The organism is Candidatus Nitrosotalea sp. TS (genome assembly GCF_011319465.1).
Classification (GTDB): Archaea; Thermoproteota; Nitrososphaeria; order Nitrososphaerales; family Nitrosopumilaceae; genus Nitrosotalea.
On the sequence record NZ_RCMB01000017.1, the window covers coordinates 1 to 25,608 of the forward strand.

Sequence of the window (25,608 nt, forward strand, 5' to 3'; positions counted from 1 at the left end):
ATGAATTAGAACCAGTATATGTGGAGGTCATGACAAATGGTTAGCCGGAAGATCAAGAAGATACTGGTACCACTTGATGACTCAAAACACTCCATGGATGGCCTGCATAAAGCCATCGAGATTGCCAAACCATTTGGAGCAAGAATTACTGGGCTGTGTGTAATTCCTTCAACTCCGCCAATACCACTAATAGGATCGCAGCCATCCTTCAAGTCATACATGACTGATGGAGCTGCAAAGACCATGGCAGAAGCAAAGAAGGTGGCTTCAAGAAACGATATAGAGTTTCATGGCAAACTTGTTTATGGAGACGCCTCGTTAGAAATAGCAAATTTTGCAAATGCCAAAAAATATGACCTTGTGGTCATAGGGTCGCGAGGAAGAAGTGGTCTTAAAGAGTTGTTTCTTGGCAGCGTAGCAAATGCCACAGTCCACAGATCCCAAGTCCCCGTACTGGTGATAAAATGATGCTAGATACAAGATTTGCTAAGAATCATCATACAGATAAGCTAGAATCAAAACCGATAGCAGAAAAAGACCTCCACAGTGGAAACATATTGGATCTCTTGCAAAATAATTACATCAAGAGCATATTGGAATCTATTAAAATTGATCCAAAATCTACCTTTCAGCTTTGTGTGGAATTAAAAATTTCGTCTAGTACTGTATACAGGATACTGCAAAAATTGCACAATTATGGATTAATCAAGCGAACCTATAAGATAAGTGATACAGGTAAGAGGGTGGGCATGTACAAATTTAGGGAGATACAATGCCAATAGATTCTGATTTTCCCAAAAATCACAACGTCATTGGTATACACAAGCATGCAGACAGGGAACACTTTCATTTTGTATGGGGGCCTGGAAGAGATGATGCAGAATCATCGACAAATGAGGATGTACAAAACGCATACAAGCAACGAGGGGAACAATATGCTGTCACTTGGAGTACATGGAACCTTTGTTGCCGTAGACTGGGACTCGTGCATTTCAGACGGCGGCTGCATTGAGGTCTGCCCGGTGCAGGTCTACCAGTGGTACAGGACAGAAAACGATGTCCCTGCGGCGCAAATGGTTAATGCAACAAGTGCGGGAACTGGCGAGAGCCACGAGAAGGAAGGCCGCAAAGATTACACTGACAAATCAGAGCCAATCAGGGAACATGACTGCATCTGGTGCATGGCATGTGTTTCGGTGTGTCCCACACAGGCAATCAAGGTGGAACAGTCAAACCAAAAGATTCATCAAGAGATGGCAGAAAAGTACAGAAAATAAATCTAAAGAGATGGCCAACATTCACAGGTCAAAAAATCAAAAACATCAGGAATCATGAAAGCGATGAAGAAAAAACAAAATGTCCCAAGTGTGGAAGCAAGAACATACTGATTATAGGAGAAAAGGGAGATTCAACTCTTTGTTGTCTAGATTGTAATTATGGCAAGGGTATTGGAGTAGATTAAAAATCCTAGACGGCAATCAGAAAATATAACATCTTAACGTCAGAGAACATTTTGTAGCATATGTTTAGAATATGTTGTATCTGAGGACATGAATCATTCAATAGTACTCAAGTTGCCAGCCTTAGTGCCAAGGGGAATACTGTCTCTTCCTCTTCCAAAAAGTGTTCCTTTAACGCCTTTACGAATTTTATTATCTCGTTATGTAAATCATTGGACTGTAATTTATGCAACTCTGGTAACTTGTGTTTGATGAAATCCACAACATAATTGTGTTCTTGCATTACATGGATGGATTGCTCTGATTCTGCCTTGGCTTTTTCCATTATTATCCGCACAAGTCTTGCCTCTTCTTCTACTGCATGTTTGATGATTTTTGAGCTCAAGTTACTTAGTATGTCAACTGCATCCTTTTGATTATTTTCCAGCAAACTGACTGATCTGTCTAGTTCGGTTGTGAAATGGCGATGTTCTTTTTCAAGCCGGAATATCATCTCAGGAATTGGCTCGTTAAAATTAATTTTATAACTCATATGGAAAATTATCTGTCAAAAGTTGTCGCCAAAGTTACGAGTGTGAGCATCAACCTCATCCTGAGGTGTGGGATTTTTGGTCTCATGCTTGTGCTCATTCTTGTGCAGGCGTCTGGCTAGTTTTTCTTCGTGTTCCTTTCTTGCGTGATGAAGTCTGTCTGCCTCATGAATGAATTCCTGTCCGCATTCCTTACACTTGGCATACGGGATGCTTATGTTCATGACGGGCGTGATTTATCAATTCTTGATAACTCTCAAATCTGTCTTTGCATTGGTCACAAGTGAACTTTTTTCCAAATAATCATCATTACTGTAATAAATGAGAAGAAATCAATAGATAAAGAATACGAACACATTGCACTAATTTTCGTGCATATCTATTGGTCAACAGAGCAACTAACTGCAAATGTTCAACAGATAATTCCTTCAATTTCTCATTTCAATGGTTTTGTGAGAGTAGATCCAAAAACTAGGCACTGATCTTGATTATGCCGTTTGTTATCATGTATTGTAACCCCTGAACAAATTGGTCATCACCAATCTTTCCGCTTGACCACCAACCTGCATTATTTTTAATCCATGCTGGAATCTGCTGTGTTCCTGACGTTGCAGTTGAGCCTGAATGTGCAGGTATTTGCATTATCTTGTGTTGTATCATGTATTGTAACCCCTGAACAAATTGGCCATCCCCAATCTGTCCACTGGCCCACCAACCTGCATTATTTTTAATCCATGCTGGAATCATAACAGGCTGTGTAACAGAGCTAGTCACATTCAGGATTCCAGATGTTGTTCCGTTTGTAGTTCCAGTTGTTCCAGTGCTACCAAATGGGGACAATGTTTTGACATCTACCTGCATCATCCCCGCCGCACTTACATCTGTCACCCCAGATTCAGGGCCAGTCCGGCAAAATAGATCACAAAATGGGTAACGGGCGGAGGCTGATTATCTATGAAAGTTATGTCATCGGACCCAACTGGCGCAAACATGTCCTGCCTTCCAAGACTTTGTGCGTACGAGCTTGTCTTTTGGCCTTGATTATCGACAGTAAATATGTCATAGTGTGTGTTGGAGATTTTTTGAGTTGCATCATATGGTTGTTCAAACCAGACTCTCCATTCCATGGGACACCCTTGGTGTGGAACTGATGGGCTGTAAAGATACTCTATGGCAGCTGAGCCAGAACTTGTGACTACCAGTTACATGAACAGAATCTTGTTGCAAGTCTGGTACCGGGCAGTTTGCGTTGCCTCCAGATGCGCTGGTTGATTGAACGTTTAGAAACGATGGCATTGTATTACTATTTCCATATGCAAGCAAATCAACACTGTAGCTAAGGGGTGGCACTCCGCTTGTTACAACGGCGTAAACCCTAGCCTTGACTGGAAATGCCAAAGCAGGATCTACCCAAACATTACTGTTAGCTCCACTATCATGCCAACCTATAGTCCAGGCATTGAACGAACCAGCTGGCTCTGTTACTTGTTGCTGGCCCAAAGATCCTACCGTAGTTTCGCCAAATATTCCAGTATTACCCCATGCGGGAGATCCTACATCCTTGGCAGTTATCTTTGTAGAAAATGCATCAAGCCATGACAGTGAGTTTTTGAATATGCCTGCATAGCTGGTTAGATTTGGGTCGGCATATGTTGGATCAGGAGAGTTTGTCCCTATTGTTACAATTCCTTTCTGCACTATGGCAGCCATCGGTCACAGCCATCATCAAGTTAGATCCAGAATTTGTCTGGTTCTTTACCCAAAAACCTATCAGTTATTGGCTCGCAGTTGTGCCAGTCCGCCGTACAGACCTTGTATTGATAATAATCTCCTTGTTTTAGCCCCTCTCCGGGATACCAAGTAGCTGCAAAGGCGGCAGGTACCGCAGAAACTAGGCCAAAAAGTATAACGACTGAAATAACAAGCATTGGAAACGACTCCTTGACTCTCATTCTACCTTCAATATGTCAAGCTGCCAAATAAACCACTACTGTATTATCACATATTTTTAAGATGTACCGCTTGTAACTCGAATTCTTTGTAAATTTGCTATTGACCAGAAATGAGCGTACCTATCTAAAATCACGCATCTCTAACTTCTTAACTTGTTTTATTGCTATGCCAGAACCTGTGACATGTTTTCCAATTCTTTCTTGTATCTATCTACTAGTGGCGCAATACTTTCTACTAAAGTCAAGGAGTTTACATGTGCTCTCAAGAAAGACACTAGCAACAGTTGATCATACATTGGAAATGAAAATAGGCCTCTCTCAGCCCTCTCTACATAAGTAAATCTTACTTGTCCCAAATCCAAATCAAATTCCTTTCTCATCCTATGCATTAGCGCATTTTCCATGAAAAACATCTCTTTCTTGGTGCTTGGAAGTCTTCTCGATAATGCAATTACAACCTTGGCTCTCATCGGCCATTCCCTTTTCGTTAATAATTGCCACTAGTGTGATATGACTGTTCATTGCTATTATGGATCTGCACAATTCATTTGATAACATATTCAATTTTGAATTGAGGCGCAACAATGCCTTAACGTATGTCATTTTACTATAAAACTTCTACAGTACACACTGCAATCTGTGGCATAAAATGCTAATCTGTCATTTTTTATTTTTCAGTAGTTGTTATCTTTGATTTCTACGGTTTCAAATAAATTATGTAAAACGTTTTGATCCTAATCTGGTTGACCGTACAATATATCTTGAAAGAAAACTTTTCGATACTTGTAAAACAACAATTAAAACCTTACACGTTTGTTTTCTTGTTTTAATGATGCAACACATCATATTGCAGTGTAATCAGATTTTTTAAATGAAATCGTGACGCAGTTGCATCATGACAAAGATAAACACATATCTCTTTGCTAGTGTGCTGGTCTTACTGGCCATTGCGTCTGTAGCACCAAGTGTCTATGCAATAACATATACCGATGCCGACAATCCTCATGGGCCGCTCCAAGGTATAACCTGGGGAGTTGGACTAGGTGTTGCTGGATTGCTGGCAGGCGTCGGAGTCTTTACAACAAGAATTCGCCACCATTAATTTTCCCTTTTTTGATTATGAATCATTTCCTTGACACATTTGTTTTCTTATTTGTGATTTTGTAATGTAAACTCGGACTGACATTGTTAACTCAAACCGTCACATTCATACTAGAATTCGGCTCACTCCCATCACGCATGATCCGATCAACATAAACCATGACGTCAGAAACAAAACTGTTAGGGAAGAAATGAATATCTCTGAATTGTGTGTTACACCTCCCTCGTATGTTACAGCTAACAATATGACAAGTGATGCAAATGCCAGAGTCCAATTGTTTATTTTTTTCATTAGGATCTCAAATCGTATCACGTAAATACATCCTAGTGATGTATCAATGGAAGAAAATCTGTTGTAAATCAATACCTGAGTTAAAACCAGAAGATGATTTTCAGTGGTAAAATAGACAAAAAGAAACACTGCACTGGCATTTCGTATGACAAGATTTCTTTGCACGAGAATTCGTTATTTTATTTTCTATTTATTGACTGATGAACAAAGTTAATCTTGTTTTATTAGTAACGACTACAATTTTGTAAATAATATTTGTCTAAATGATCATCTCTCCCCGTAAACCCAGTAACAAAAAATTATTCTCGTCTCAAGGCTACCATGGGTGAAAGTTTTGATGCCTTCCATGCTGGAAATATTCCTGCCATTACGCTCAGCGTTACAGACAAAATCCACACTTTGATTAGGTCAAAGACGACAAAGATTGGCTGAATGTTAATTGGGTTTTGGCCAGGTACATTTGCAGTGGTAAGGAAGCTGAGCAGATAACCTCCTGCAATTCCACCAACTATTCCAAGACTTGCACCGATAATTCCTATCAATGTTGCTTCAACCAAAAATAGCTCCAGTATGTCAAGATTTTGGGCTCCAATCGCCTTCATTGTACCTATCTCACGAATTCTTTCTGTCACAGAGTTGTAAAGGGTAGTGACTATTCCGACTGCCCCTACAACCAGTGCTATAATTCCAACCATCAAAATGAAGGCGGCATTTCCGCTTGCCGCATGTTCCCTTATTTGCATTATTGCCTGTGGAGTAGTTATGCCAAGAGTCTGACCATACTGATTTGTTAATTCTTGTTGTACTGTATCGACATAATCTGGTGATGCTGCCATGACTGTCACTGAATCATACTTGTCTGATTTGCGCAATAGCTCATTTCCAGAGTCCAGATTAATGATTACCGAGTTGTCAAGATAGTTATTTCCTGAAGGTTTCATTATGGCTGTTACAACATAATTTTTTACTTCTTGTTCCTGTTTTCCTGTTGGATCTGCATAAGTGTAGGTAGCTTGCACTGTCTGGCCTACCGTAACAAATGGCGTTGTTGCACCTGGAGGATTTGCCACCGTGTCTCCCACTATCATTGCGGCACGATCATTTGATTTTATCAATGAACCGTCAACATATTCCACATTGGGTAGAATTTCTGGTATTTTGTTAGGATCCATGGCGTGTATTGACACATGCTGAACATTTCCTTGTGAGGTTATCTGAATTGAACCAGAATAGCTTGGACTTACATCAGCTACAAATGGAAGTGTTTGGATCCTGCTTACTATGACATTATTTATGATGAGCGAGGCAGTAGATGAATCAGAATGATACGAGTGTTGCCCAGAACTCACAAAGATTACATTTGCTGCCAATACGTTAAACTGCTTTTCTAAAAATACCGCCTGGCCTGCACTTACACCATTGAGCACCACAACAAGGCTGCTTCCCAGTACAACCATGAGAACAGTCAGCACAGTCCTTGTTTTTCTGTCAACTAGGGCATCAAACGATAAAGAAAAGATATCTTTGGGGTGCATCTTAATACTGTTATTCCTGTTTAAATAATTTAAAAACGCTTACTAATTCGCATTTGTTCACCTTTACAAAATTAGGAACAACTCTAGCAATATTTTGCAATCACATGAATATGGTAAATATGAGAATTAACGCGACATAAAAATAGTGTCACTGTTTAGCGTACGACACCTGAGAATTTATGATATTACAAGATTGGTGGTTCACTACTCTTATGGGAGTAAAGGAACCTATAAGATCTCCACTAAAAGGAGATACTAAGACAGATGTCCTGGTTGTGGGTGCAGGTGCATCAGGTCTTGCAGCTGCACTCAAGCTTGCAAGTTCCGGAAGTAAAGTCGTTTTAATTGACAAAAATATCTGTGGTGGAAGTTCAACAGGCAAGAGTGCTGGTTTTCTGACTCCTGACAGTGAGCTTGAACTATCACAACTGTTGCGCAAGTACGGTACTACAGGTGCAAAGGACTTGTGGGAAGTTGCAGCAAAAGGAGTAGAAATAATGGTATCCAATATCAAAGAGCATAAAATAGAGTGCGATCTACAGGTGCAGGACTGTCTTTTCATAGGAAAAGGTGCAAGCGGGTGGAAAGATGTACAAGACGAGGTAGAGGCACGCAAGAAGATTGGATATTCTAGCACACTGTATACAGAATCAGAGGTTCCATCAGTCCTTGGTTCCAAGGCATATTCTGGAGCAATTAGATACACTGGAACATACGGGGTAAATCCTCTCCTTTACGCACAGGGAATAAAGGAGGTTCTCCTAGACAAGGGGGTGGAGATCTATGAATCCTCCGAAGTACTCTCCTATGACGATCATACGGTACGCACTCATCTTGGATCTGTCACTGCAGACAAGATCATCTTTTGTATTGACAAGCCAAAAAAAGAGATAACAAAATACTCTGAAGATGTGTATCATGCGCAGACTTTTCTCTCTATAAGCGAACCGTTAGGAGACAATGATATTGCAAATCTTTTCCCCCAAGGCCCGTTACAATGCTGGGATTCTGATCTAATCTATACTTATTTTCGGCTAACTGGAACAAAGCGGTTGTTAGTTGGCGGAGGAGATATGCTAACAACGTATGCAAAAAATGATACCACAACTGCTCGAGTCATAAACCGAGTGATAAACAACTTAAAAGAAAAAATTCCTTCTATTAGGAATTTGAGATTCATTCAGTATTGGCAGGGCCGCATAGACATGACAAGAGATCTCATTCCAACTGTGCTCAGAGATCCTGCTAGACCATGGACTCACTTTGTGTTGGGATGCGTTGGTCTGCCATGGGCTACATTCTGCGGAGATTTTGCCGCAAGAAACGTGCTTGATAGCAAGGAACTTGATGATGAAAAGTTTTATCGATATTTTTCAGCTGACAGAAAATTTTTCATACCGACATGGATGGAAAATATTCTGGGTAAACAGCTAGTCTTTACTATAAACAATGCATGGGCCAAGTATAAACAAAGAGACGCAACAAGTAAAATCTAGGAATAGTGCTGTAGAAAACTCTCAAACGTTAAGAAATGTCGTTTAAAATCTGGTTAATTCAATGGTTAGAAAATTGTTAATAAAAAACATAACTTTAGACATTAACACAGCTAAAATCCATCAATTACTTTTTTCTATATACGTACCGTGCAATGAACACAATTGCAATAGCCAACAGTCCTACAAAGATGAGTAGAGGTAAGAGGAGATAAACCAAATTGAGAACTTGAAACGACGGTGACGAAACAAAAACAGTGAATTTTGAAACATCTATTGAAGAGGGCGTATCTACACGAAGAAAAACTTCGTAGAGACCGCCTGTTGGAAATGTGTATCTTTGAGAAAAATCACCATTTGTCTCGTTACTCTTGGATTCGTAAATGGTGCTATTTGATGATGAACCCTGATTTAGAATTGTTATTCTAGCGGTAAAATTTTGAAGGTGCTGCTCAGTTTGTAAATTTTGAACGCTAAACATTAGCGTAGACATGTTTCCTGCTATGGGTGTATGGGGATCAGTATCAAATTGAATTAGAAAGTTGTCTCTTTGATTTTTCCACTCTTGAAAGTTATATCCGTAAAGATGCTCGTAAGATGGTACACTAGGAACAAAAAATATGCCTAGCAAAAGTGCAAATCCTAATGCTTTGATACAGTTAGTATGAGATAGTATCTTCAATCGATGATCCTCTGGAGTGTCTGGTATTATACTGTAGGCATGATTTTAGTTAAAAATTTCCAGCATATGTGATTTGAACCAATATTGGCAAAAGATGTTTTAAGATAAGCTCTTGCAATGTGTTGATATATTTAAGGAAACATTACGTATTACACGTAGTGAAAATAAACAAAATAAGAGCACTTGTATTTTTCTGCTTCTTGATCATTTTTACATTCAATAATGCTAATGCGTATCAATCATTTGCGTATAAGATGAGCGGAAGCATTTTTGGAGATCTAACGTGGGAGCCAGAACCTTTAACATCTGATTCCGAAGTGATTGGAAATTACGAAGTAATACTGATAACAGATCCGTACACCCCTAATGTGAATCAGACCACCCATATGCAATTAAAAGTCTTTAACTATAATCAGGGGCCTTATGGGGATAAATCAAACTATGCTTCAATTGGCGTTAATCATTTCCTGATGGGGATTAGGATATACTACGACGATCAGCTTGTGGACACAGATTCCTCCAGAGTTACATAAGGGAGATTCGTGGAGCTTTGACCATGTCTTTAACAAATCAGGAAATCATGTGTTAAAAGTAGATCTTTATAACATCGGCAAAGACAATAGCTTGGAAACATACATCTTCAATGTTCCAGTATTGACAAGATATGGTTCAATTTTTTCCGATCTTATTATTGCCGCTGCTGTGGCAGTTGCGTCAGTTCTTATTTGGATGAAGGTTTCAACGTCAAAGAAGAATAAATTGTCTAAGACATGATGTCGTCTCTATGAATTAGATGATCTAAAATCGGCCTTTGAAAAAGGATCCAAATCTCAATATTGACTTCATAAATCTTTTTGAACACAAACTAGTTTATCCACCAGAAAAACTTGTTGAACAGGCTAAGAATCACACTATGGTTTGAATTCTGTCTGCTTTTTTATTATCTGTAACGCATGTTCTGCTTCTGACTGTAATTCGTCCAAAATATTTGCGGATCTAGCTTGCATGACTTTTCCAAGTTTATAATTAATCTTGACTCTAATGATGGTTGTACTGCCGTTATCAACGAGCATGATGTCCTTCGTACCAACAATAGGGCCTTTTGTCCACTGTACGTGTATTCCTTCCTTAGGAAACAATGTTATCTTTTGCTGACATTTGATTCCATTTGACAGCTGTATCTTGCGTATTATGGTATTTCCATCTCTTGATATGTTTCTGATATGGCTAATGTCCTTCCAATACTTTGGGTCGTTGTCAACTTTTGATATTATCCTCCATATTTTTTCAAAAGTAGCGTTGATCTGTATCATTATGCCGACTTCTACCATGTTATAGGATGTAAAAAGATGAGATAAATTCCTGCAGTATACACTGCAATAATATTGAAAAATTCAAAACTGATATCAATTGAATAGCATGTTTACCCTTCCAAGCACAGGTCGACTTGGAAGGTGGGTTATGAAGATTAAGATCTCCGTAGAGATGACCTGTAACGTTAATGATGCTCGAAAATATTTAAAACCGCACATAATTCTCAAGACCCAAGTTAAAATCATAAATTATAGCGTCTTGGACTTGCAGAATAATATTTAAAAATATGTGGAACATGTGATGGATTTATCATATAGCTTGACATCTTTTTGAAGTAGAAATGAGTGCACCTATCCCAAGTCATGCATATGGAATTGGATTGATTGCAGTTATTGTGGGATCCGCAATTGGAATAGGATACTATCAGCTGTATTACGTGCCAGAATACAACGCAAAACCCGTCATACCAGAAAAGATTCTAGAGCCTGGGCAGACTACCCAAATCACAATTGTTACCGGTTCAGTAAACCAAGATCAACAGCAAAACTTTGTACCAAAAAAGATAGAGACACAACTTGGTGTAGATAATCTAGTCGTATGGACAAACCACGATGCTGCAGCACATTATGTCACACCTGACAAGACATACAAGGATGCTTTTAGTGGAAATTTTGGTTCCGATGCAATAATGCCTGGAAAACAGTACACCTTCTTGTTTACTCAAGAGGCTCAAATTCCATATTACTGTGAAGTCCACCCTTGGATGAAAGGCGAGATAGATATTGTTCATGGGGCTCTGACATCTTGATGCAGTTATTTTTATTGATTGTAAAGGTACCTTTTTTGATCTGAGATATATTGCCATATCTATCTGGCCAGTCTCTTGCTTGCCATTATTCCAATAATCCCAGCTGCTATAGCAGGCAGGAAAACAATCGGATAGAATTTGGCCAAGTCTGTAAAGTACGTATCAATTATTGCACTTGGCCAGACAGGAGCTGTTGTCAGTACCTCGTTGTATACATGGGTAATCAATGGAAAGTAGAGCGTGAAAAACCCAAGACCCAGTATTGCGCCTGCTACGTATGTTAGGGATTTTTTCTGTGAAGTTGACAAAATAATGTCTGCAACAACTATTGGTATCAAGTTTATCAGGTAAAATGGAATCGAAATCCTGATCTTGTCATCTGGTATGATTGTAGTCAGTATCACTACAACAACAAAACTTGTTCCAAGTGCAGAAAGATACCCAAACCTTCTCTGTGACATGGAAGACATTGATCTTAAAATGACTGAGCTTAGAAATGGAAATGCTATAGTTGCAAGTATTACTGCAAGAATTGGATCTGGATTGAACTTGAAGTGAGCAGTGTTTGAAAATGGAAGACAGAGCATATCAAGCATGCCTCCTGCTGCAAGCCATACTGGAAGCATGGCAAGAATTGTTGTAATCATGGGCCTTGGGTTTGTCTTGTCAGAGATTGAACGCCTTATTCCAAACAAGCCGCCAAGACTTGAGCAAAGCATTCCTGCTACAAGCATCATGTGTGTAGGGCTGAGCAATCCGTCAAGCCCAAACATCTGGTGCCAGCCAAAATCTGCAGGACCTGCTCCCACCAGCACCAAGCTTCCAATTACTGCCATCTTTGTAGAAAGTGACTTGAGGGGGTCTTTCTGAACCCTATACGCTTGTAGCATTATGATAGAGCCAATTATCGTAACCACTACCCCGGTGTATAGTACCGTATGAGGTATGGAAAAAAATGTCTCCGGCCTGTTTATGAGATGGTTTGTAATGTCCCAGCTTCCGCCACTTGTTGTAAGCAGGATTCCAACTGAAACGAGAAGTGAGCCTGCAAAAAATCTATCCATGTGGTATTTTTGAAAGCCTTGACACTAGTAGTTGCCATTTGATTGTCTTTGACTGTCTGATTTTTATAATTATGGATTTGTGACATTTACCGAATATGGCACAACATACTCGCTTTGCTGATCCTCAATTCCGCCAGTTGGGTAATGAATGATATCACTGTGTGGCAGGGCAACGCTTTTGATAAATACCAAAAACTTTCCTGCAGCTTCTGGTGTGACATCTATTGATACTGTGTGAGATATTCTGCCTTCCCATGGCCTGTTGTATGATTCAACTGCGGGATATTGCGAATACACTGGATACTGGGTTCCCTGATAATGTGATCCTACTTCTTGTCCTGTATCGATGATTACTGGATGCTGCGTAAAGTTGTCATCTCTGACAGATATTCCTTGGACATTTGTCATGTTGGGAAATGACACTGACAGCGTCTGCATGTCAGACGTCACTCCGTTATTTGTACCTGTTACTGTTATTTCAAATGACTGTCCAAGGTGTATGGTGGAATTGGAAATTTTTACATCAGAAATGACTGGTCTTGGATATTGCTGTACAAGTGACAGGTAAAATTGCGGAAAGAAATAACTTGCTGAAGCAAAATAAATTGCCAAAAGTATTGCTATACATGATACAATTACAGTTTTTTTCTTGGAACCTGATGACTTGAAATCTGACATTATGAAGCTACTCTGATGAATCGCTCTTCTACTTCAGACCAGTTGACAACATTCCACCATGCTTCAACATAGGCAGCCCTCTTGTTTTGATACTTGAGATAGTATGCATGCTCCCAGACATCCAAACCCAATAGAGGAACACGCCTCTGGGTCCAAGGGCTTGTCTGGTTTTGTGTTGTCATAAATTCAAGTTTTGCATATGTCTGGTTGTACACAAGCCATCCCCATCCGCTTCCTTGGATTGATATCGTCCCCTCTGAGAACTTTTTCTTGAACTCGTCGAAGCTTCCAAAATAGACGCCTATCTCGTCTGCCAGTCTTCCGCCAGGCCTGCCTCCGCCATTTGGCTTCATGCTGTCCCAGAACATTCTGTGATTTTCATATCCGCCGCCGTAAAAGTTGATGGCATCTCTTGCATTTTCTGGAACCGTGTTCAAATCTGACAAGATTCCAATAATGTAATTTTTGTGTGATTGTGCGTTTATCTTTGCTAGTGTATCATTTAGTCCGTCAGCATAGGCCTGATGATGTTTTGTGTGATGGATTCTTCATGGTGACCTCATCAATGTAAGGTTCTAGTGAATCATACGAATATGGAAGAGGAGGCAGCTCATACTTGCCCATGCCTTGAATTTTAAAAAACTCTCTTATATCTCATGTAGAACAAGTGCTAAGGTATTAATCAGAATAAAAGTAAAGAACTAACGTGAAGTTTTCGCAAATAAAAGAGCCAGATCTGCAAAAGCCGTTGATGATTGCAGCAATGCAAGATATGGGCGACGTGGGAAGCATAGTGATTGATTTTATCAACGAAAATCTAGATACTACTGTATTTCGTGAAGTTCTTCCATCTTATCCTGCTTATGTTATAGACAACGGTGGCTACATTGACCTGCCGGAAGAAAAATGGGAATATCGTTCAGGCAAGGATACCATTGTCTTTGGCGGAGGCTCTGGCCAACCATCATCAACGGAGGAACTCAATGTTTTGTGCCAAGACGTCATAAATATAGCAAAAAAATATTCAACAAAATTCATCTACACTCTTGGAGGGTTTCACACAAAAAATCCAATTGGAAAAGAGCCCAAGACCTTTGTTACTACAACATCGTTAGAGATGACAGACCAGGTACGAAAACTTGGAATTGAGACAACACCGGAGGCCTCGATAATTACTGGATTTAATGGATTAATCTTGGGATTTGCAAAGATGAATGGCATTCAGGGAATCGGTCTCTATGCGGAGCTCAACGAACCAAAACTTCCACAGTATCGTTCGGCAAAAAGCATACTTAGGACACTTGAAAAAATGACATACCAAAAACTTGGAGACACATCAGAGCTTGATCTGATGGCAGATGAGGTAGAGTCCAAGACTAGTGGTGAACAAATGGACAAGAGCTAAAGCTCTCATCTTTGGATAATTTTAGTTTCGCCACATTTTTTGCCATGTTTCGGCAAACTTGCTCATCATGTCGCCATATGTCTGGAGCTGATCTAGGCCTGACTCGCTGATTGACTTTTGCCAGTTCTCGCCAAACTGCTTGAAGGCAGCCATACCTGCTTTGGTCATGGCCTTTTGCCAGTTCTCTTGGAATTCCTTTATTGTCTTCTGGCTTGATTCGCTAATTGCTTTTGACATTACATCGTTGTACTTTTCTTGTACTTCGGCACTTGTCTTTTGCAATGTCTCTAGATTTTGCGTCCATTTTTTGAGCAGTTGTGTGTATTCAGTCCACATCTCGTCCCAATCTCGGGTTTTGTTGTCTTTTGACATGGTATTGTATTGGTGGTATCATTTGATAAAGGTGATCACGCAAGGCAAAAAGATTCTTTTATCCTTCTTGCAGTTATTTTGCTATGGGCAATTTTGATTTTTCAGGAAAAGCTGTACTAGTTACTGGTAGCAACGGTGGACTGGGAACTGAAGTGGCACATGCCTTTCTCAAGGCAGGCGCATCTGTTGTACTGACATACTATTCTAGTGACTCTCTCCAGTCGTTGCAAAAGATCTACGGCATGGCAAAAAACACATTTTTGCTGAGGGGAGATTTTACAAAAGAAGACGACGTGAAAATTCTAGTCTCTGAGGCAGTAAAGAGATTTGGAAAGATAGATGTTCTTGCAAATGTGATTGGAGGATACACTGCAGGAAAACCCGTTACTGCAATAGATGAAAAGGAATGGGATCACATGATGGATATCAATCTCAAGACGGCATTTTTGTTAAGCAAGCATGTTGTCGCACAGATGGTAAAACAGTCTTCTGGCAGAGTGATTCATGTATCTGCAAGGTCGGGGCTTCGAGGTGCAGGATCTGATGCTGCATATGTTGCATCAAAGAGCGGCGTGATAAGACTAGTTGAATCATTGTCAGAAGAAGTAAAATCAAAAGGAATCAACGTCAACTGTATCATGCCAAGCATCATTGACACTGAAGAAAACAGAAAAGCAATGCCAAGCGCTGATCATGCAAAATGGGTAACACCTGCTGATATTGCAAAAGTGATTCTCTTTTTGGCATCAGACGATGCACGGCCAATAAACGGTGCAGCTATACCCGTATACGGCCTGGCATGACTCTGGTAAACAATACTATTGAAACAATAGATATTGCAAGAACCAAGACAGCGATTGGGCCAAACTCTGGCACTACCTGTGTTCCCACAATGCTGACTTGTTCTGTAAGTGGAGTGATAGGTATTGTAAGAACTGTCATGCCTGCAAGGGGTGTTTCAGTAAAGTTCTTTGTGAACTGACCGTCAAGCTGCACTCCAAAGAATGGCGGAGTGATAAGCCCTGTTGGAAGGTTGAGCACTAGGTTGCTGCTCTGGTTTGTCTGTCCTACAAGGACAAGATTGAGCGACTTGTCCTTTACACCAACTTCTGCTGTGATGATATTTTTTACTGATTGGTACTGGAGATCAAATGTTGTCTTGCCGTCTCCGACATCTGCACCAACGTTGTGAACTACCTTGTATCCAGTTGGTGCTTCCTGGACCAGAACAGTTCCTGTCATCCATGGGTATGTCTTGTCGTAAAAGCTGACCGTACCTACATCATATTCTGTAAGTGTATATGCATAGTACTGGCCTGGGTTTAGGTTGCCGCTGTCAAACTTTCCGTCAGCGCCTGCACTGGGTGTTCCAGAGGCTACATCGTGAACAACCGTATCGCCGTTTCCAAATTCTAGGGTATCTCCAACATAGGCAGACGATGATGGGGGGTAAAATGTAAGGTGTTGATTGGGGTCGGCAGAACCTGCATGGATATCAATCTCGATATTTGACGCAAAAGAGTGCGACGCAAAGGGAATTAGCAAAACTACTGCTGCAACTGCGATGGCAATTTTATACACGAGAACGACTCTAGAATTATTAGTTTATAAATAATCCTATTCACTTTAGCAAAGCTGCAAATCTACTTGATGCCTCAATTAGATCTTGTATATCTGACTTGTTGTGGGCGTATGAGATTGCCCCAAGTTTTCCCGGAAGGAAAAATATCCCGTCTCTTGCAATCATCTCAAAGTGATACTGGTGCAATAGATCAGAGTTGCATTTTGCTGCATCTGACGCATCTTTAATCTCTGTTACACCATTTGCCAAAAAGTGCGGCATGAAAAGAGAGCCTTTCCAGTAATGACTGCTTTTCCATCAAAGACCTTGCCAAGCCCCTTCTTGCATGCTCTCCCAATTTTCCAATCTTTTTGTATACAGTCGAGTTTTTTTTGAGGAACTGTAGCATTGCCCTGCCAGACGTCATTGTGATGGGATTTGCAGAAAATGTTCCGCCGCCAACGTATGACCTGTCATGTCTTGCATGGGTCTGTGTATCAGAAATTTTCATAATCTCTTCTTTTCCACATATCACGCCAATTGGAAATCCGCCGCCAACAATTTTTCCAAGTGTCACAATATCTGGGTCTAGCTTCATGGAGGGATAGAGGACACCCAAATGAAAACCTAAACCCTGTCACGATTTCATCGAGTAAAAACAGTGCATTATTTTTGTGGACAAATTCCTGTATTCCTGATAGATATTCTTTTGTCGCAGGTATGCATCCTCCGCCGCCAAGAACAGGCTCTATGATTACACCTGCAAGATCCTCTTTCACTGATTGCAATATCTGGATTGATTTTTCAAGATCATTGTATGGTATTGATACGATGTGGGAATCATCTGTCAGGCCTCTGCTTTCTGGTTGCTCAAAGGGCCAGTTGACTGACTTGAGAAGGTCTGTTGTATATCCGTGCCAGCCACCATCTACTTTGGCAATTATTTTTTTTCCAGTAACTGCTCTTGCAATTCTTACTGCATACATTGTGGACTCGGTTCCAGTGGAGACATAGCGAATCTTCTCAGCTACTGGTACTGCATTTTGTATGACTTCGGAAAATAATACCGTCATCTCGTTTACGGTGCCATGCATCCAGCATGACGGCAATTGTTTTTTGACAAGGCTTGCAACAGGTGGTGCGGCATGTCCCAAGATAAGGCTCCAGTGCCCCATCCAGTAATCTGTGTACTTGTTTCCATCTATGTCAGAAATTGACTTGCCCTTTGCAGACTTTGTAACAAACGGATAAGGCTTGAAAAATCTTATGTTGTGACTTACGCCATTGACGTGAAACTTTTTTGATTTTTCAAACATCTTGGCAGACTTTCTAGTTTTTTTCTTGTAGATTTCAACTGCAGAAGACAATGTATCAACCTAGTATGGAGGAGACATATTATCGATCGCAAAAAATGCAGATTTTACGCATGATTTGTGAATGGTTTATATTATTTCGCTTTGATCCCATTTTTGCATACGTAACAGCAAGGCGGCGCTTGTAATGACACTTGGTAGTGTACCATCGTATGATTTACAGGCCTCCAGTTACGCATACAAGATGTGGGTATGACCTAACGGTTTTATCTGAAATTTGAAGAAAGTGTGTGAATCCACCAATTCCCAATATAATGTGTGATTAAAAGTCGTACTTCGACAAGGTATTTGAAAAAATACCGATTAAAACGAATCCGGTTGATCCTGCCGGACCTGATTGCTATCGGATTGGTACTAAGCCATGCGAGTAAGTGTAGCAATACACTGCAGACGGCTCAGTAACACGTGGTCAAGCTAACCTATGGACGTGGATAACCTCGGGAAACTGAGAATAAACCGCGATAGATCATGATGCCTGGAATGGCTCATGGTCGAAATAGTTTACTGCCGTAGGATGCGACTGCGGCCTATCAGTTTGTTGGTGAGGTAATGGCCCACCAAGACTATTACAGGTACGGGCTCTGAGAGGAGAAGCCCGGAGATGGGTACTGAGACACGGACCCAGGCCCTATGGGGCGCAGCAGGCGAGAAACCTTAGCAATGTGCGAAAGCACGACTGGGTTAGTCCGAGTGATTCCTGCTAAAGGAATCTTTTGCCGGTCCTAAAAGCACCGGTGAATAAGGGGTGGGCAAGTCTGGTGTCAGCCGCCGCGGTAATACCAGCACCTCGAGTGATCAGGACGTTTATTGGGCCTAAAGCATCCGTAGCTGGCTTTGCAAGTCTCCGGTTAAATCAACCTGCTCAACAGATTGGCCGCTGGAGATACTACAAGGCTAGGGAGTGGGAGAGGCAGACGGTATTCGGGGGGTAGGGGTAAAATCCTCTGATCCTCTGAGGACCACCAGTGGCGAAGGCGGTCTGCCAGAACACGTTCGACAGTGAGGGATGAAAGCTGGGGGAGCAAACCGGATTAGATACCCGGGTAGTCCCAGCTGTAAACGATGCAAACTCGGTGAAGCATTGGCTTAATGCTAATGCTGTGCCGCAGGGAAGCCGTTAAGTTTGCCGCCTGGGAAGTACGGTCGCAAGATTGAAACTTAAAGGAATTGGCGGGGGAGCACCACAAGGGGTGAAGCCTGCGGTTCAATTGGAGTCAACGCCAGGAATCTTACCCGGGGAGACAGCAGAATGAAGGTCAAGCTGAAGACTTTACCAGACAAGCTGAGAGGAGGTGCATGGCCGTCGCCAGCTCGTGCCGTGAGGTGTCCTGTTAAGTCAGGTAACGAGCGAGATCCCTGCTCTTAGTTGCCACAGCTATTCTCAGGAAAAGCTGGGCTAACTAGGAGGACCGCCACTGCTGAAGTGGAGGAAGGAGGGGGCCACGGCAGGTCAGTATGCCCCGAAACCCTGGGGCTACACGCGGGCTGCAATGATAATGACAACGGGTCCCGAAGCTGAAAAGTGGAGGCAATCCTTAAACATTATCTCAGTTATGACTGAGGGCTGTAACTCGCCCTCACGAATATGGAATCCCTAGTAACCGCGCGTCACAATCGCGCAGTGAATACGTCCCTGCTCCTTGCACACACCGCCCGTCGCTTCATCGAAGTTGGGTTTGTGCGAGGTGATGACTCAATTGTCATCATCGAACACGAGTTTAGCAACGAGGGAGAAGTCGTAACAAGGTGACCGTAGGGGAACCTGCGGTCGGATCACCTCCTTAGAAAATAATTGGGTTGTGTGGGTTCACACACTTTCTTCATAAAAGATGCAACTGGATAGGAAACTATCCGGTGAAGGACGAAGCTGGTAGTCGAAACCCGGCACTAGCGATGATCGTCGTGTATAGTCGTGTAATATGTGACTGAATATGCTGATGTGCCGACGCCAGTTGGAGGATGGCTTGGCTTGAGAAGAGATGAAGGACGTGGCTAGCTGCGATAAGCCCAGGGTAGGTGCATGCGACCGTTGATCCTGGGATGTCCGAATTGGAATCCTATGCGTAAGCATACTCTGTTACAAAGGTAGCAGAGATCGAACCGTGGGAAGTGAAGCATCTGAGTACCACGAGGAAAAAAAATCAACAGAGATTTCCTAAGTAGCGGCGAGCGAAATGGAAACAGCCCAAACTGAATCTGCCATGGTAACGTGGTAGAGATGTGGTGTCGTTATGGTATTACGATCCTCAAATTAGAGCTCAAGTGGTCTGGAACGACCTACCGTAGAGGGTGATAGTCCCGTGAGCAAAAGAAGAGAGGATCTTACTATAACAAGAGTAGCTGTCCTTGGTAGTGGGCAGTGAATATAGGTGAAAGTAGCATCTAAGGCTAAATATTTCTCAAGACCGATAGGGTATTAGTACCGCGAGGGAACGCTGAAAAGTACCCCGGAAGGGGGGTGAAAAGTGCCTGAAACCAACTGGTTACAGACGTTTACGGCATCGAAGGGGTTTTTGTCAGATTGGAGGTTCTAGCAATAGAGCTGAAGGTCTGGCGTTCATAGCTCCAGTGTCGTAAGTTCCGTCTAGAAACACGGGCCAGGGAGCTTACTGTTATGGCAAGCTTAAGCTCAATCAGAGCGTAGGCGAAGAGAAATCAAGTTCCCGCAGTGATAAACGAGGGGAAGCGTGTGAAAGTGCGTTGAGTCATAGCGGCAAGGCTAGAAACCAGACGATCTATCCCTGCACAAGACGAAGTTGGGCGAAAGCCCGATGGAGGTCTGTAGCAGTTCTAACGTGCAATTTGTTTGTGTGATGTGGGGATAGGGGTCAAAAACCAATCTAGTCTGGTGATCGCTAGTTCCTAACGAAGTGTATCGCAGTACAGACTCTGTGGAGACAGCGTGTCCTGTAGAGCACCGATCGGGTATGTCGGGTGAGAAATCATTCGCTACCCTTTCAAACTCCGAAGGGATGTGCGTCGTAGAAGCAGGGATACGGATTTACGTGGCGTAAGGCTCGTAATCAAGAGGGGGACAACCCAGACTTGAGGTTAAGGTCCCCAAATTTTTGCTAAGTGTCAAACTGAAGGGCGTATTAAGGCCAAGACAGCAGGGAGGTAAGCTCAGAAGCAGCTATCCTTTAAAAAGTGCGTAACAGCTTACCTGCCGAGCCTTGATGCCCCAAAAATGGACGGGGCTAAAGCAAAGTACCGATACCTCAGATCTCCGTGCGTAACGCACGGTGCATGGTAGTTAGGCGTGGGCGTTGGGTAGAAGTAGGGCTGTGAGGTCCTATGGACCGGCGTCTATTGCAGATCCTGGCGGCAGTAACAGCATAGTGGAGTGAGAATCTCCACCATCGTAAGCGTAAGGGTTTCCCGGCAATGCGTCGTCAGCCGGGAGTTAGTCGATCCTAAGTCTAACCTCAACAGAGTTAGATGAATGGGAAGCAGGTTAACATTCCTGCACCTTACAGGAGACGTTATAATCTAGTCACTTGCTTTCGGATAGGACAAGCAGAACCATCGTTCTGTTTAACAGTTTGAGGGTTAGGGAGTGTCGTAATGACGAGAACTCGCCCGAGGCTGGAATGGCTTGGCGTTAGCTGAGTTTGTTCGACTCCAAGAGACCATGAAAGGTGACGTAGTGAGATTCCTGTAGGCTCGTACCGAGATCCGACACAGGTGCGCTGGATGAGAAGTCTAAGATGTATCGGGTATACCGTAGGCGAGGGAACTCGGCAAACTAGTCCTGTACCTTTGGTATAAGGGATGCCTGCGGCGGTAGTGTAGAACTGCCATCGTAGGTCGCAGTGACAAGGGGGTCCCGACTGTTTAATAAAAACACAGGTGACTGCTAGGGAGAAATCCTTTGTATAGTCACTGAATCCTGGCCAGTGCAGGTACCTAAAACTTGGGTTCAACTGAGCTAAGGGCCTGTAAACGCCGGGAGTAACTCTGACTCTCTTAAGGTAAAACAAAAAATTTGGATTGCCTTAGTAAAATCTGGCTATTTGCTGGAAAGTCTGAGAATGTCAAACTAGTTTTCAAAAATAAAATTTTGAAAATCTGAAAATGTTTTGACTGCAGACAATCAGCAGGAAAGACTAGATTTCAAAGTTTGAAATTTAGAATCCTCAGAGACTACATGCCAGAAGTCGTTTAACAAAAAATGATTAAGATATAGTCCGACCCTTGCAGCGATGCAAGGAAGTTTGCACAACGCAAACTCGCCTCGATTTGTTTCCAAACAATCAAGGTCACTTGAAGTAACAGAAGTGAGCCAAATGCCTTGTCGGGTAAGTTCCGACGTGCATGAATGGAACAACGAGGGCCCCGCTGTCCCCGCCTACAACCCGGTGAAGCCACATAAGCTGGACGAACAGTCCAGCATCTTCCATCGGGGAGAGAAGACCCCGTGGAGTTTTACTGCAGCTTGTGCTTGCGGTATGGCGAGAAGTGCATAGAGTAACTGGTAGCCATGCTAACGCCTTTTCGGGGGCGTTGGAAGCGAAAGTGTAACACCAGTCATTTCTTTTCGTACCGCTTACCACTGTAATGGTGGGACAGGTGCAGGTGGGCAGTTCGGCTGGGGCGGCACCCCTTTGAAAAGATATCAAAGGGGCCCAAAGTTCGGTTCAAACGGGTCAGAAATCCGTTGAAGAGGGCAAGGCCACAAACTGGACTGACTGGATCTCCAAACGCACGGGATTCAGAGACGAAAGTCGGGCCTAGCGATCCATGACGTCCCCACTATTGGGGGCTCGTGGTGACAGAAAAATTACCCCAGGGATAACAGGCTCGTCGCGGGCGAGAGCTCCTATCGACCCCGCGGTTTGGTACCTCGATGTCGGCTTTTCCCATCCTGGCCCTGCAGCAGGGGCCAAGGGTGAGGCTGCTCGCCTATTAAAGGGGAACATGAGCTGGGTTTAGACCGTCGTGAGACAGGTCGGACTCTGCCTGATGGAAGCGTGGATACTTGAGGGGAAGTTGCTCCGAGTACGAGAGGAACAGAGCAGCGTAGCCACTGGTTTAACAGTTGTCTGATAAGGCAGGCTGTGCAGCTAAGCTATTTGGGCTAACTCCTGAAAGCATCTAAGGAGGAAACCCATCCCGAGAAAAGGTATCCGTCCGTAAGGTAAAGGGTGGCGAAAGAAGATCGCGTTGATAGAACGGCAGTATAAATCCCAAGCTTCGGCGAGGGGTGAGCTGGCCGTCACTAACAACCCAATACATCAGTTCAGTCACATACATAGAGACTATATGCGACGATTCATTTTATTTTGAATCCCAGTGGATACTGTACACGATTATTTGGTTTCATGCAGAAAATTATTTTTCTTTGAAAAAATTATTTTGAAAAATGATTTAACTGTAGCTAGAAACAATTTCAAATCAAGATCTTATTAGTAATTCTGGCAATCAAGACTTGTTGGAGCGAAAGAAATTCAGGCTCAATCTGCCTTACAGGGAGATTCTTTCTACTGACGTGCAACATGACTTTGACAATGAACTCTTATTTGCAAAAAATATTACACTGCAAAAACTCTATACTGAAAATAAAGGCAACTATCATGTCTGGGTCTTTGAGTTTGACGGTATGGTATTGGCTTTTTTGACTTTTGTTGACGAGGGTGATCACTTTCATATTGATATGATTGCCGTAAATAGAATACACGACAAACTTTGCGATGAGATTCATCCGGGATATTCACTGTTTACATTACTTGAGCTTGTGTCTTTGCAATTTGGATATTCCAAAATCACATTAAATTCTATTCAAAATAGAGTCGAGTACTGGAAATCAAGTGGATATGAAATAACTGGACCTGCAGAATTTAGCAATGTATGGGGAATGCTAACTCCGATGGAAAAAAAGATCTAGGCAGTAAGTTTCTTTCCAATCTTGTACTCTGGAGGATCTTTTGCATTTCTAATTTTTTGCACCATTTTTTTAATCTGCTCGTCTTCTCTGAGTCTGTACTCTATGAACTCTGAAGTGTTCTGGTTTGCTCCCGTGGCAAGCATTGCGATGATGTTATCTAATTCTGAACTGAGTGTGATCGTCCTCTTTATTTTTGTCATACTATAGTATGACTATGGTATGATATAAATATAACAGTGGAGGCGTGGTGTGTTTGAGTTGTATTAGGATCACTAATGATTCCAATCTGCAGTTGATGGCAAGTTTTTATCAAATCATGGGTACCGGTATGCCATGGTACTTGGCATGATTTGGATTATCCCTGGAACAATTCTTTTGGGCGCAATGCTGTTTGGTGGAATTCATTTATGGATTAAAAGAAGAAGGGAGGCAAAAGATGCTGTCTTGTATGGCTCCAGGATTCGGCCTGATTTTTACGAAGATGAAAAGTAATCTTAGTGGGAATAATTTGAAAAAGTGATATCTTGACATGAAAGAATTAGACATACCAGGAAACCGTATCCCAATAGATTCTTACAAGAAAAGAACTTGTGACAAGGAAAAATGCGGTAAAGAGGGAATCTATTCTTCAAAGCGTGGATACTTTTGTTTGGACCATGTACTAGATTATGACATGCCATGTCCTGGCGAGGATTGTCCACGAAAGGGACTTGCCATGGACAAGCTAGTCTCTGAAATTCGACAAGATGTCAAGGGAGACTTGCATCAGGTGTTTTTGTGTCCGTCTTGTGGCTATAGACATGATCATACGGTAAATGTTTAGTTAAGATTCAAGTGTTGGAAGTTTTGAAGACAGGGCTAGAATCAAAAGTCTTACAGAATTCAAACTTTGATTATTCCTATCCTTACTAGATATTCAATTCCTTTTACAAAATCGTCATCAGATACTTGCCCATTTCCCCACCATCCTGCAGTACTCTTTACCCATGCTGGAATTTGAGTAGCAGAAGATGCTGTCTGAGTCTGAGGCGGGATGTTTATTATTTTCTGTTTAATGAGATACTGAACACCCTGAACAAAATCGTTATCATTTACAACTCCCTCTGACCACCATTTTGCATTATTTTTAATCCACCCTGGAATTTGCATTGTTTGGTTGGTAGGAACTGGTATGGCCGTGTTGGTTGTAAGAGTGGGTTGAATTATTGAAGCTCCAACTTCAGTTAGCGATTGATTTTCAGACTTGCTTTGGTAATAGCCGGCGATCACATTAAGGTCAGAGGCTTCACGATAATATGGAGAACCGGAAGGTATCTTTTCAGCATATTCAGAGGTCTTGTTAAAGTCCATGAGCAAGTTATAGTACATTCTAGCCTTTACAATGTCTAAGTTGTCAGCTGAAATACCACCATCACTCATAGCCAATTGATAATAATCATTAGCTGTATCCTGATTGCCCATCTTTTCATATATCAATCCTTTTTCAAAGTTATCCAGATCTTCCGAGTGCTGTGTACCCCCGCCCAGCTGTTTATAGAATTCATCAACATAGAGAATGGCCTCATCATATTTTCCGTTGCTGCATAATATGCTGATCTTTAATGGATAGTCTACGGGATACAAAGTAGCATTATCAATGGTTTGTAGTGCGTCAGCATCTCTTCCTATATAGAAAAGCATTATTGCCTTGTTTCTTACTAACTCTGTATCTGAGGGGTTTGTCTGTAAGGCTTGGTTTTCGTAAACAAGGGAATCACTATACTTACCAAGAGCAAATAAAGCAGATGCCTTTGTAGCTAGAGCAACTTCATCTTCTGGATCTTTATTTAGAGAATTGTCTGCCCGAATAATATCGGATGTGGCACTAGTAATGCTGTTGTATGCATCAGTTTCATTATTTTGAAGATCTTTGTTTTGTGGGTCTAACTGTAGAGCTTTGTAGCAGTAATTATAGGCATCAACATAACTGATTGTAAGAAATGCTTGACATTTCAAATTAATAGTGCTCGCATTATCTGAACCAAAATTTTCTGGTGTTGTAGCAATAATTTGTTTTGTCATATCTACCACGGCGCTACTTGGCTGCTTGGTGTTAGGAACGTTG

General features: G+C 42.0%; 27 protein-coding genes, 2 rRNA genes and 4 pseudogenes. 14 read left to right on the forward strand and 19 right to left on the reverse strand.

Annotated elements, in window-relative coordinates:
* Positions 1-36 precede the first annotated feature (36 nt).
* The 3 genes and pseudogenes from DYY67_RS07990 to DYY67_RS08000 all read left to right on the forward strand — a co-directional run bounded on the left by DYY67_RS07990 (position 37) and on the right by DYY67_RS08000 (position 1,277).
* Entirely contained in the window at positions 37-468 is a 432-nt protein-coding gene (locus DYY67_RS07990; protein WP_166392316.1) for a universal stress protein, read from the forward strand.
* Positions 465-782, forward strand: a complete 318-nt coding sequence (locus tag DYY67_RS07995; RefSeq protein WP_166392318.1) for a DUF1492 domain-containing protein — start codon at positions 465-467, stop codon at positions 780-782. The genes DYY67_RS07990 and DYY67_RS07995 overlap by 4 nt, the downstream gene beginning before the upstream one ends.
* Positions 773-1,277: pseudogene (locus tag DYY67_RS08000) on the forward strand (4Fe-4S dicluster domain-containing protein). Before DYY67_RS07995 ends, DYY67_RS08000 begins: the two are co-directional and overlap by 10 nt.
* A 292-nt stretch (positions 1,278-1,569) precedes the next feature.
* Here DYY67_RS08000 and DYY67_RS08005 read toward each other — a convergent pair.
* The 7 genes and pseudogenes from DYY67_RS08005 to DYY67_RS08040 form a co-directional block, all read right to left on the reverse strand.
* On the reverse strand, positions 1,570-1,992 hold the full coding sequence (locus tag DYY67_RS08005) for a hemerythrin domain-containing protein (protein WP_166392320.1): 423 nt from the start codon (positions 1,990-1,992) through the stop codon (positions 1,570-1,572).
* 190 nt (positions 1,993-2,182) lie between these two features.
* Positions 2,183-2,245 (reverse strand): annotated as a pseudogene (locus DYY67_RS11930) (hypothetical protein); the annotation flags it as partial.
* A gap of 216 nt (positions 2,246-2,461) precedes the next feature.
* Entirely contained in the window at positions 2,462-2,878 is a 417-nt protein-coding gene (locus DYY67_RS08020) for a hypothetical protein (RefSeq protein ID WP_166392324.1), read from the reverse strand.
* On the reverse strand, positions 2,875-3,117 hold the full coding sequence (locus DYY67_RS08025; RefSeq protein WP_166392326.1) for a hypothetical protein: 243 nt from the start codon (positions 3,115-3,117) through the stop codon (positions 2,875-2,877). The genes DYY67_RS08020 and DYY67_RS08025 overlap by 4 nt, the downstream gene beginning before the upstream one ends.
* Complete coding sequence (locus tag DYY67_RS08030) at positions 3,095-3,700, reverse strand: hypothetical protein (RefSeq protein ID WP_166392328.1); 606 nt, start codon at positions 3,698-3,700, stop codon at positions 3,095-3,097. Before DYY67_RS08030 ends, DYY67_RS08025 begins: the two co-directional genes overlap by 23 nt.
* A gap of 20 nt (positions 3,701-3,720) precedes the next feature.
* Entirely contained in the window at positions 3,721-3,942 is a 222-nt protein-coding gene (locus tag DYY67_RS08035; protein WP_166392330.1) for a hypothetical protein, read from the reverse strand.
* 164 nt (positions 3,943-4,106) lie between these two features.
* Positions 4,107-4,412, reverse strand: coding sequence for a hypothetical protein (locus tag DYY67_RS08040; protein ID WP_166392332.1), 306 nt, complete (start codon positions 4,410-4,412; stop codon positions 4,107-4,109).
* A gap of 425 nt (positions 4,413-4,837) precedes the next feature.
* Between DYY67_RS08040 and DYY67_RS08045 the strand changes: the two genes are divergently transcribed.
* The gene (locus DYY67_RS08045) at positions 4,838-5,044 is read left to right on the forward strand and encodes a hypothetical protein (RefSeq protein WP_166392334.1); all 207 of its coding nucleotides are present in this window, start codon (positions 4,838-4,840) and stop codon (positions 5,042-5,044) included.
* 105 nt (positions 5,045-5,149) lie between these two features.
* Here DYY67_RS08045 and DYY67_RS08050 read toward each other — a convergent pair whose 3' ends face one another.
* A complete protein-coding gene (locus tag DYY67_RS08050; protein WP_166392336.1) occupies positions 5,150-5,500 on the reverse strand; it encodes a hypothetical protein in 351 nt (116 codons plus the stop codon).
* A 134-nt stretch (positions 5,501-5,634) separates the two neighbouring features.
* Positions 5,635-6,870, reverse strand: a complete 1,236-nt coding sequence (locus tag DYY67_RS08055) for an ABC transporter permease (protein ID WP_166392338.1) — start codon at positions 6,868-6,870, stop codon at positions 5,635-5,637.
* A gap of 179 nt (positions 6,871-7,049) precedes the next feature.
* On the opposite strand from DYY67_RS08055, the gene DYY67_RS08060 reads away from it, so the two are divergent.
* A complete protein-coding gene (locus DYY67_RS08060; RefSeq protein WP_166392340.1) occupies positions 7,050-8,366 on the forward strand; it encodes an NAD(P)/FAD-dependent oxidoreductase in 1,317 nt (438 codons plus the stop codon).
* Between the two features lie 124 nt (positions 8,367-8,490).
* Here DYY67_RS08060 and DYY67_RS08065 read toward each other — a convergent pair whose 3' ends face one another.
* Positions 8,491-9,045, reverse strand: a complete 555-nt coding sequence (locus tag DYY67_RS08065; protein ID WP_166392342.1) for a hypothetical protein — start codon at positions 9,043-9,045, stop codon at positions 8,491-8,493.
* A 254-nt stretch (positions 9,046-9,299) separates the two neighbouring features.
* Here DYY67_RS08065 and DYY67_RS08070 point away from each other — a divergent pair, with 254 nt between their 5' ends.
* Complete coding sequence (locus DYY67_RS08070; RefSeq protein WP_166392344.1) at positions 9,300-9,578, forward strand: hypothetical protein; 279 nt, start codon at positions 9,300-9,302, stop codon at positions 9,576-9,578.
* Positions 9,579-9,956: 378 nt separating this feature from the next.
* Here DYY67_RS08070 and DYY67_RS08075 read toward each other — a convergent pair whose 3' ends face one another.
* Entirely contained in the window at positions 9,957-10,376 is a 420-nt protein-coding gene (locus DYY67_RS08075) for an SRPBCC family protein (protein ID WP_166392346.1), read from the reverse strand.
* Between the two features lie 323 nt (positions 10,377-10,699).
* Here DYY67_RS08075 and DYY67_RS08080 point away from each other — a divergent pair, with 323 nt between their 5' ends.
* A complete protein-coding gene (locus DYY67_RS08080) occupies positions 10,700-11,167 on the forward strand; it encodes a cupredoxin domain-containing protein (protein WP_166392348.1) in 468 nt (155 codons plus the stop codon).
* Between the two features lie 59 nt (positions 11,168-11,226).
* Here the strand turns inward: DYY67_RS08080 and DYY67_RS08085 are convergent, their stop codons facing one another.
* The 3 genes and pseudogenes from DYY67_RS08085 to DYY67_RS08095 all read right to left on the reverse strand — a co-directional run bounded on the left by DYY67_RS08085 (position 11,227) and on the right by DYY67_RS08095 (position 13,533).
* Complete coding sequence (locus tag DYY67_RS08085) at positions 11,227-12,231, reverse strand: hypothetical protein (RefSeq protein WP_166392350.1); 1,005 nt, start codon at positions 12,229-12,231, stop codon at positions 11,227-11,229.
* A 69-nt stretch (positions 12,232-12,300) separates the two neighbouring features.
* Entirely contained in the window at positions 12,301-12,909 is a 609-nt protein-coding gene (locus DYY67_RS08090) for a hypothetical protein (protein ID WP_166392352.1), read from the reverse strand.
* A pseudogene (locus DYY67_RS08095) lies at positions 12,909-13,533 on the reverse strand (superoxide dismutase). The gene DYY67_RS08090 and the pseudogene DYY67_RS08095 overlap by 1 nt, the downstream one beginning before the upstream one ends.
* Positions 13,534-13,615: 82 nt before the next feature.
* On the opposite strand from DYY67_RS08095, the gene DYY67_RS08100 reads away from it, so the two are divergent.
* A complete protein-coding gene (locus DYY67_RS08100; protein WP_166392353.1) occupies positions 13,616-14,314 on the forward strand; it encodes a PAC2 family protein in 699 nt (232 codons plus the stop codon).
* A gap of 21 nt (positions 14,315-14,335) precedes the next feature.
* Here DYY67_RS08100 and DYY67_RS08105 read toward each other — a convergent pair whose 3' ends face one another.
* Positions 14,336-14,686, reverse strand: coding sequence for a hypothetical protein (locus DYY67_RS08105; protein WP_166392355.1), 351 nt, complete (start codon positions 14,684-14,686; stop codon positions 14,336-14,338).
* An 83-nt stretch (positions 14,687-14,769) separates the two neighbouring features.
* Between DYY67_RS08105 and DYY67_RS08110 the strand changes: the two genes are divergently transcribed.
* A complete protein-coding gene (locus DYY67_RS08110) occupies positions 14,770-15,489 on the forward strand; it encodes an SDR family NAD(P)-dependent oxidoreductase (RefSeq protein ID WP_166392357.1) in 720 nt (239 codons plus the stop codon).
* Here DYY67_RS08110 and DYY67_RS08115 read toward each other — a convergent pair.
* Positions 15,464-16,267, reverse strand: coding sequence for a PEFG-CTERM sorting domain-containing protein (locus DYY67_RS08115; protein WP_166392359.1), 804 nt, complete (start codon positions 16,265-16,267; stop codon positions 15,464-15,466). The genes DYY67_RS08110 and DYY67_RS08115 overlap by 26 nt on opposite strands.
* A 40-nt stretch (positions 16,268-16,307) precedes the next feature.
* A pseudogene (locus DYY67_RS08120) lies at positions 16,308-17,563 on the reverse strand (aspartate aminotransferase family protein).
* A 368-nt stretch (positions 17,564-17,931) separates the two neighbouring features.
* Here DYY67_RS08120 and DYY67_RS08125 point away from each other — a divergent pair.
* The 3 genes from DYY67_RS08125 (at position 17,932) to DYY67_RS08135 (ending at position 23,504) form a co-directional block, all read left to right on the forward strand.
* Positions 17,932-19,402, forward strand: a 16S ribosomal RNA gene (locus tag DYY67_RS08125).
* A 148-nt stretch (positions 19,403-19,550) separates the two neighbouring features.
* Positions 19,551-22,862 (forward strand): 23S ribosomal RNA (locus tag DYY67_RS08130).
* Together the 16S and 23S rRNA genes form the textbook arrangement of a ribosomal RNA operon.
* 186 nt (positions 22,863-23,048) lie before the next feature.
* Positions 23,049-23,504: a GNAT family N-acetyltransferase gene (locus DYY67_RS08135; protein WP_218584711.1), complete on the forward strand. Its 456-nt coding sequence runs from the start codon at positions 23,049-23,051 to the stop codon at positions 23,502-23,504.
* On the opposite strand, the gene DYY67_RS08140 is transcribed toward DYY67_RS08135, so the two are convergent.
* Positions 23,501-23,704 carry a hypothetical protein gene (locus tag DYY67_RS08140; RefSeq protein ID WP_166392363.1) on the reverse strand — a complete coding sequence of 68 codons (204 nt, stop codon included), beginning with the start codon at positions 23,702-23,704 and terminating at the stop codon, positions 23,501-23,503. The genes DYY67_RS08135 and DYY67_RS08140 overlap by 4 nt on opposite strands.
* Before the next feature lie 133 nt (positions 23,705-23,837).
* Here DYY67_RS08140 and DYY67_RS08145 point away from each other — a divergent pair, with 133 nt between their 5' ends.
* Together DYY67_RS08145 and DYY67_RS08150 are read left to right on the forward strand one after the other, a co-directional pair.
* Positions 23,838-23,996 carry a hypothetical protein gene (locus DYY67_RS08145; protein ID WP_166392365.1) on the forward strand — a complete coding sequence of 53 codons (159 nt, stop codon included), beginning with the start codon at positions 23,838-23,840 and terminating at the stop codon, positions 23,994-23,996.
* 37 nt (positions 23,997-24,033) lie between these two features.
* Entirely contained in the window at positions 24,034-24,327 is a 294-nt protein-coding gene (locus DYY67_RS08150) for a hypothetical protein (RefSeq protein ID WP_166392367.1), read from the forward strand.
* Positions 24,328-24,386: 59 nt separating this feature from the next.
* Here DYY67_RS08150 and DYY67_RS08155 read toward each other — a convergent pair.
* Positions 24,387-25,608 (reverse strand): tetratricopeptide repeat protein (locus DYY67_RS08155; RefSeq protein ID WP_445082579.1); only part of this gene is annotated, 1,222 nt, incomplete at its 5' end.

Coding starts and splice junctions, on each gene's coding strand:
- DYY67_RS08060 (WP_166392340.1), top strand. CDS start 7,050: ATGATATTACAAGATTGGTGGTTCACTACTCTTATGGGAGTAAAGGAA.
- DYY67_RS08145 (WP_166392365.1), top strand. CDS start 23,838: ATGGTACTTGGCATGATTTGGATTATCCCTGGAACAATTCTTTTGGGC.
- DYY67_RS08105 (WP_166392355.1), bottom strand. CDS start 14,686: ATGTCAAAAGACAACAAAACCCGAGATTGGGACGAGATGTGGACTGAA.
- DYY67_RS07990 (WP_166392316.1), top strand. CDS start 37: ATGGTTAGCCGGAAGATCAAGAAGATACTGGTACCACTTGATGACTCA.
- DYY67_RS08085 (WP_166392350.1), bottom strand. CDS start 12,231: ATGGATAGATTTTTTGCAGGCTCACTTCTCGTTTCAGTTGGAATCCTG.
- DYY67_RS08045 (WP_166392334.1), top strand. CDS start 4,838: ATGACAAAGATAAACACATATCTCTTTGCTAGTGTGCTGGTCTTACTG.
- DYY67_RS08055 (WP_166392338.1), bottom strand. CDS start 6,870: ATGCACCCCAAAGATATCTTTTCTTTATCGTTTGATGCCCTAGTTGAC.
- DYY67_RS08090 (WP_166392352.1), bottom strand. CDS start 12,909: ATGTCAGATTTCAAGTCATCAGGTTCCAAGAAAAAAACTGTAATTGTA.
- DYY67_RS08005 (WP_166392320.1), bottom strand. CDS start 1,992: ATGAGTTATAAAATTAATTTTAACGAGCCAATTCCTGAGATGATATTC.
- DYY67_RS08035 (WP_166392330.1), bottom strand. CDS start 3,942: ATGAGAGTCAAGGAGTCGTTTCCAATGCTTGTTATTTCAGTCGTTATA.
- DYY67_RS08025 (WP_166392326.1), bottom strand. CDS start 3,117: ATGGAATGGAGAGTCTGGTTTGAACAACCATATGATGCAACTCAAAAA.
- DYY67_RS08150 (WP_166392367.1), top strand. CDS start 24,034: ATGAAAGAATTAGACATACCAGGAAACCGTATCCCAATAGATTCTTAC.
- DYY67_RS08110 (WP_166392357.1), top strand. CDS start 14,770: ATGGGCAATTTTGATTTTTCAGGAAAAGCTGTACTAGTTACTGGTAGC.
- DYY67_RS08140 (WP_166392363.1), bottom strand. CDS start 23,704: ATGACAAAAATAAAGAGGACGATCACACTCAGTTCAGAATTAGATAAC.
- DYY67_RS07995 (WP_166392318.1), top strand. CDS start 465: ATGATGCTAGATACAAGATTTGCTAAGAATCATCATACAGATAAGCTA.
- DYY67_RS08030 (WP_166392328.1), bottom strand. CDS start 3,700: ATGGCTGCCATAGTGCAGAAAGGAATTGTAACAATAGGGACAAACTCT.
- DYY67_RS08075 (WP_166392346.1), bottom strand. CDS start 10,376: ATGGTAGAAGTCGGCATAATGATACAGATCAACGCTACTTTTGAAAAA.
- DYY67_RS08080 (WP_166392348.1), top strand. CDS start 10,700: ATGAGTGCACCTATCCCAAGTCATGCATATGGAATTGGATTGATTGCA.
- DYY67_RS08070 (WP_166392344.1), top strand. CDS start 9,300: ATGAGCGGAAGCATTTTTGGAGATCTAACGTGGGAGCCAGAACCTTTA.
- DYY67_RS08040 (WP_166392332.1), bottom strand. CDS start 4,412: ATGAGAGCCAAGGTTGTAATTGCATTATCGAGAAGACTTCCAAGCACC.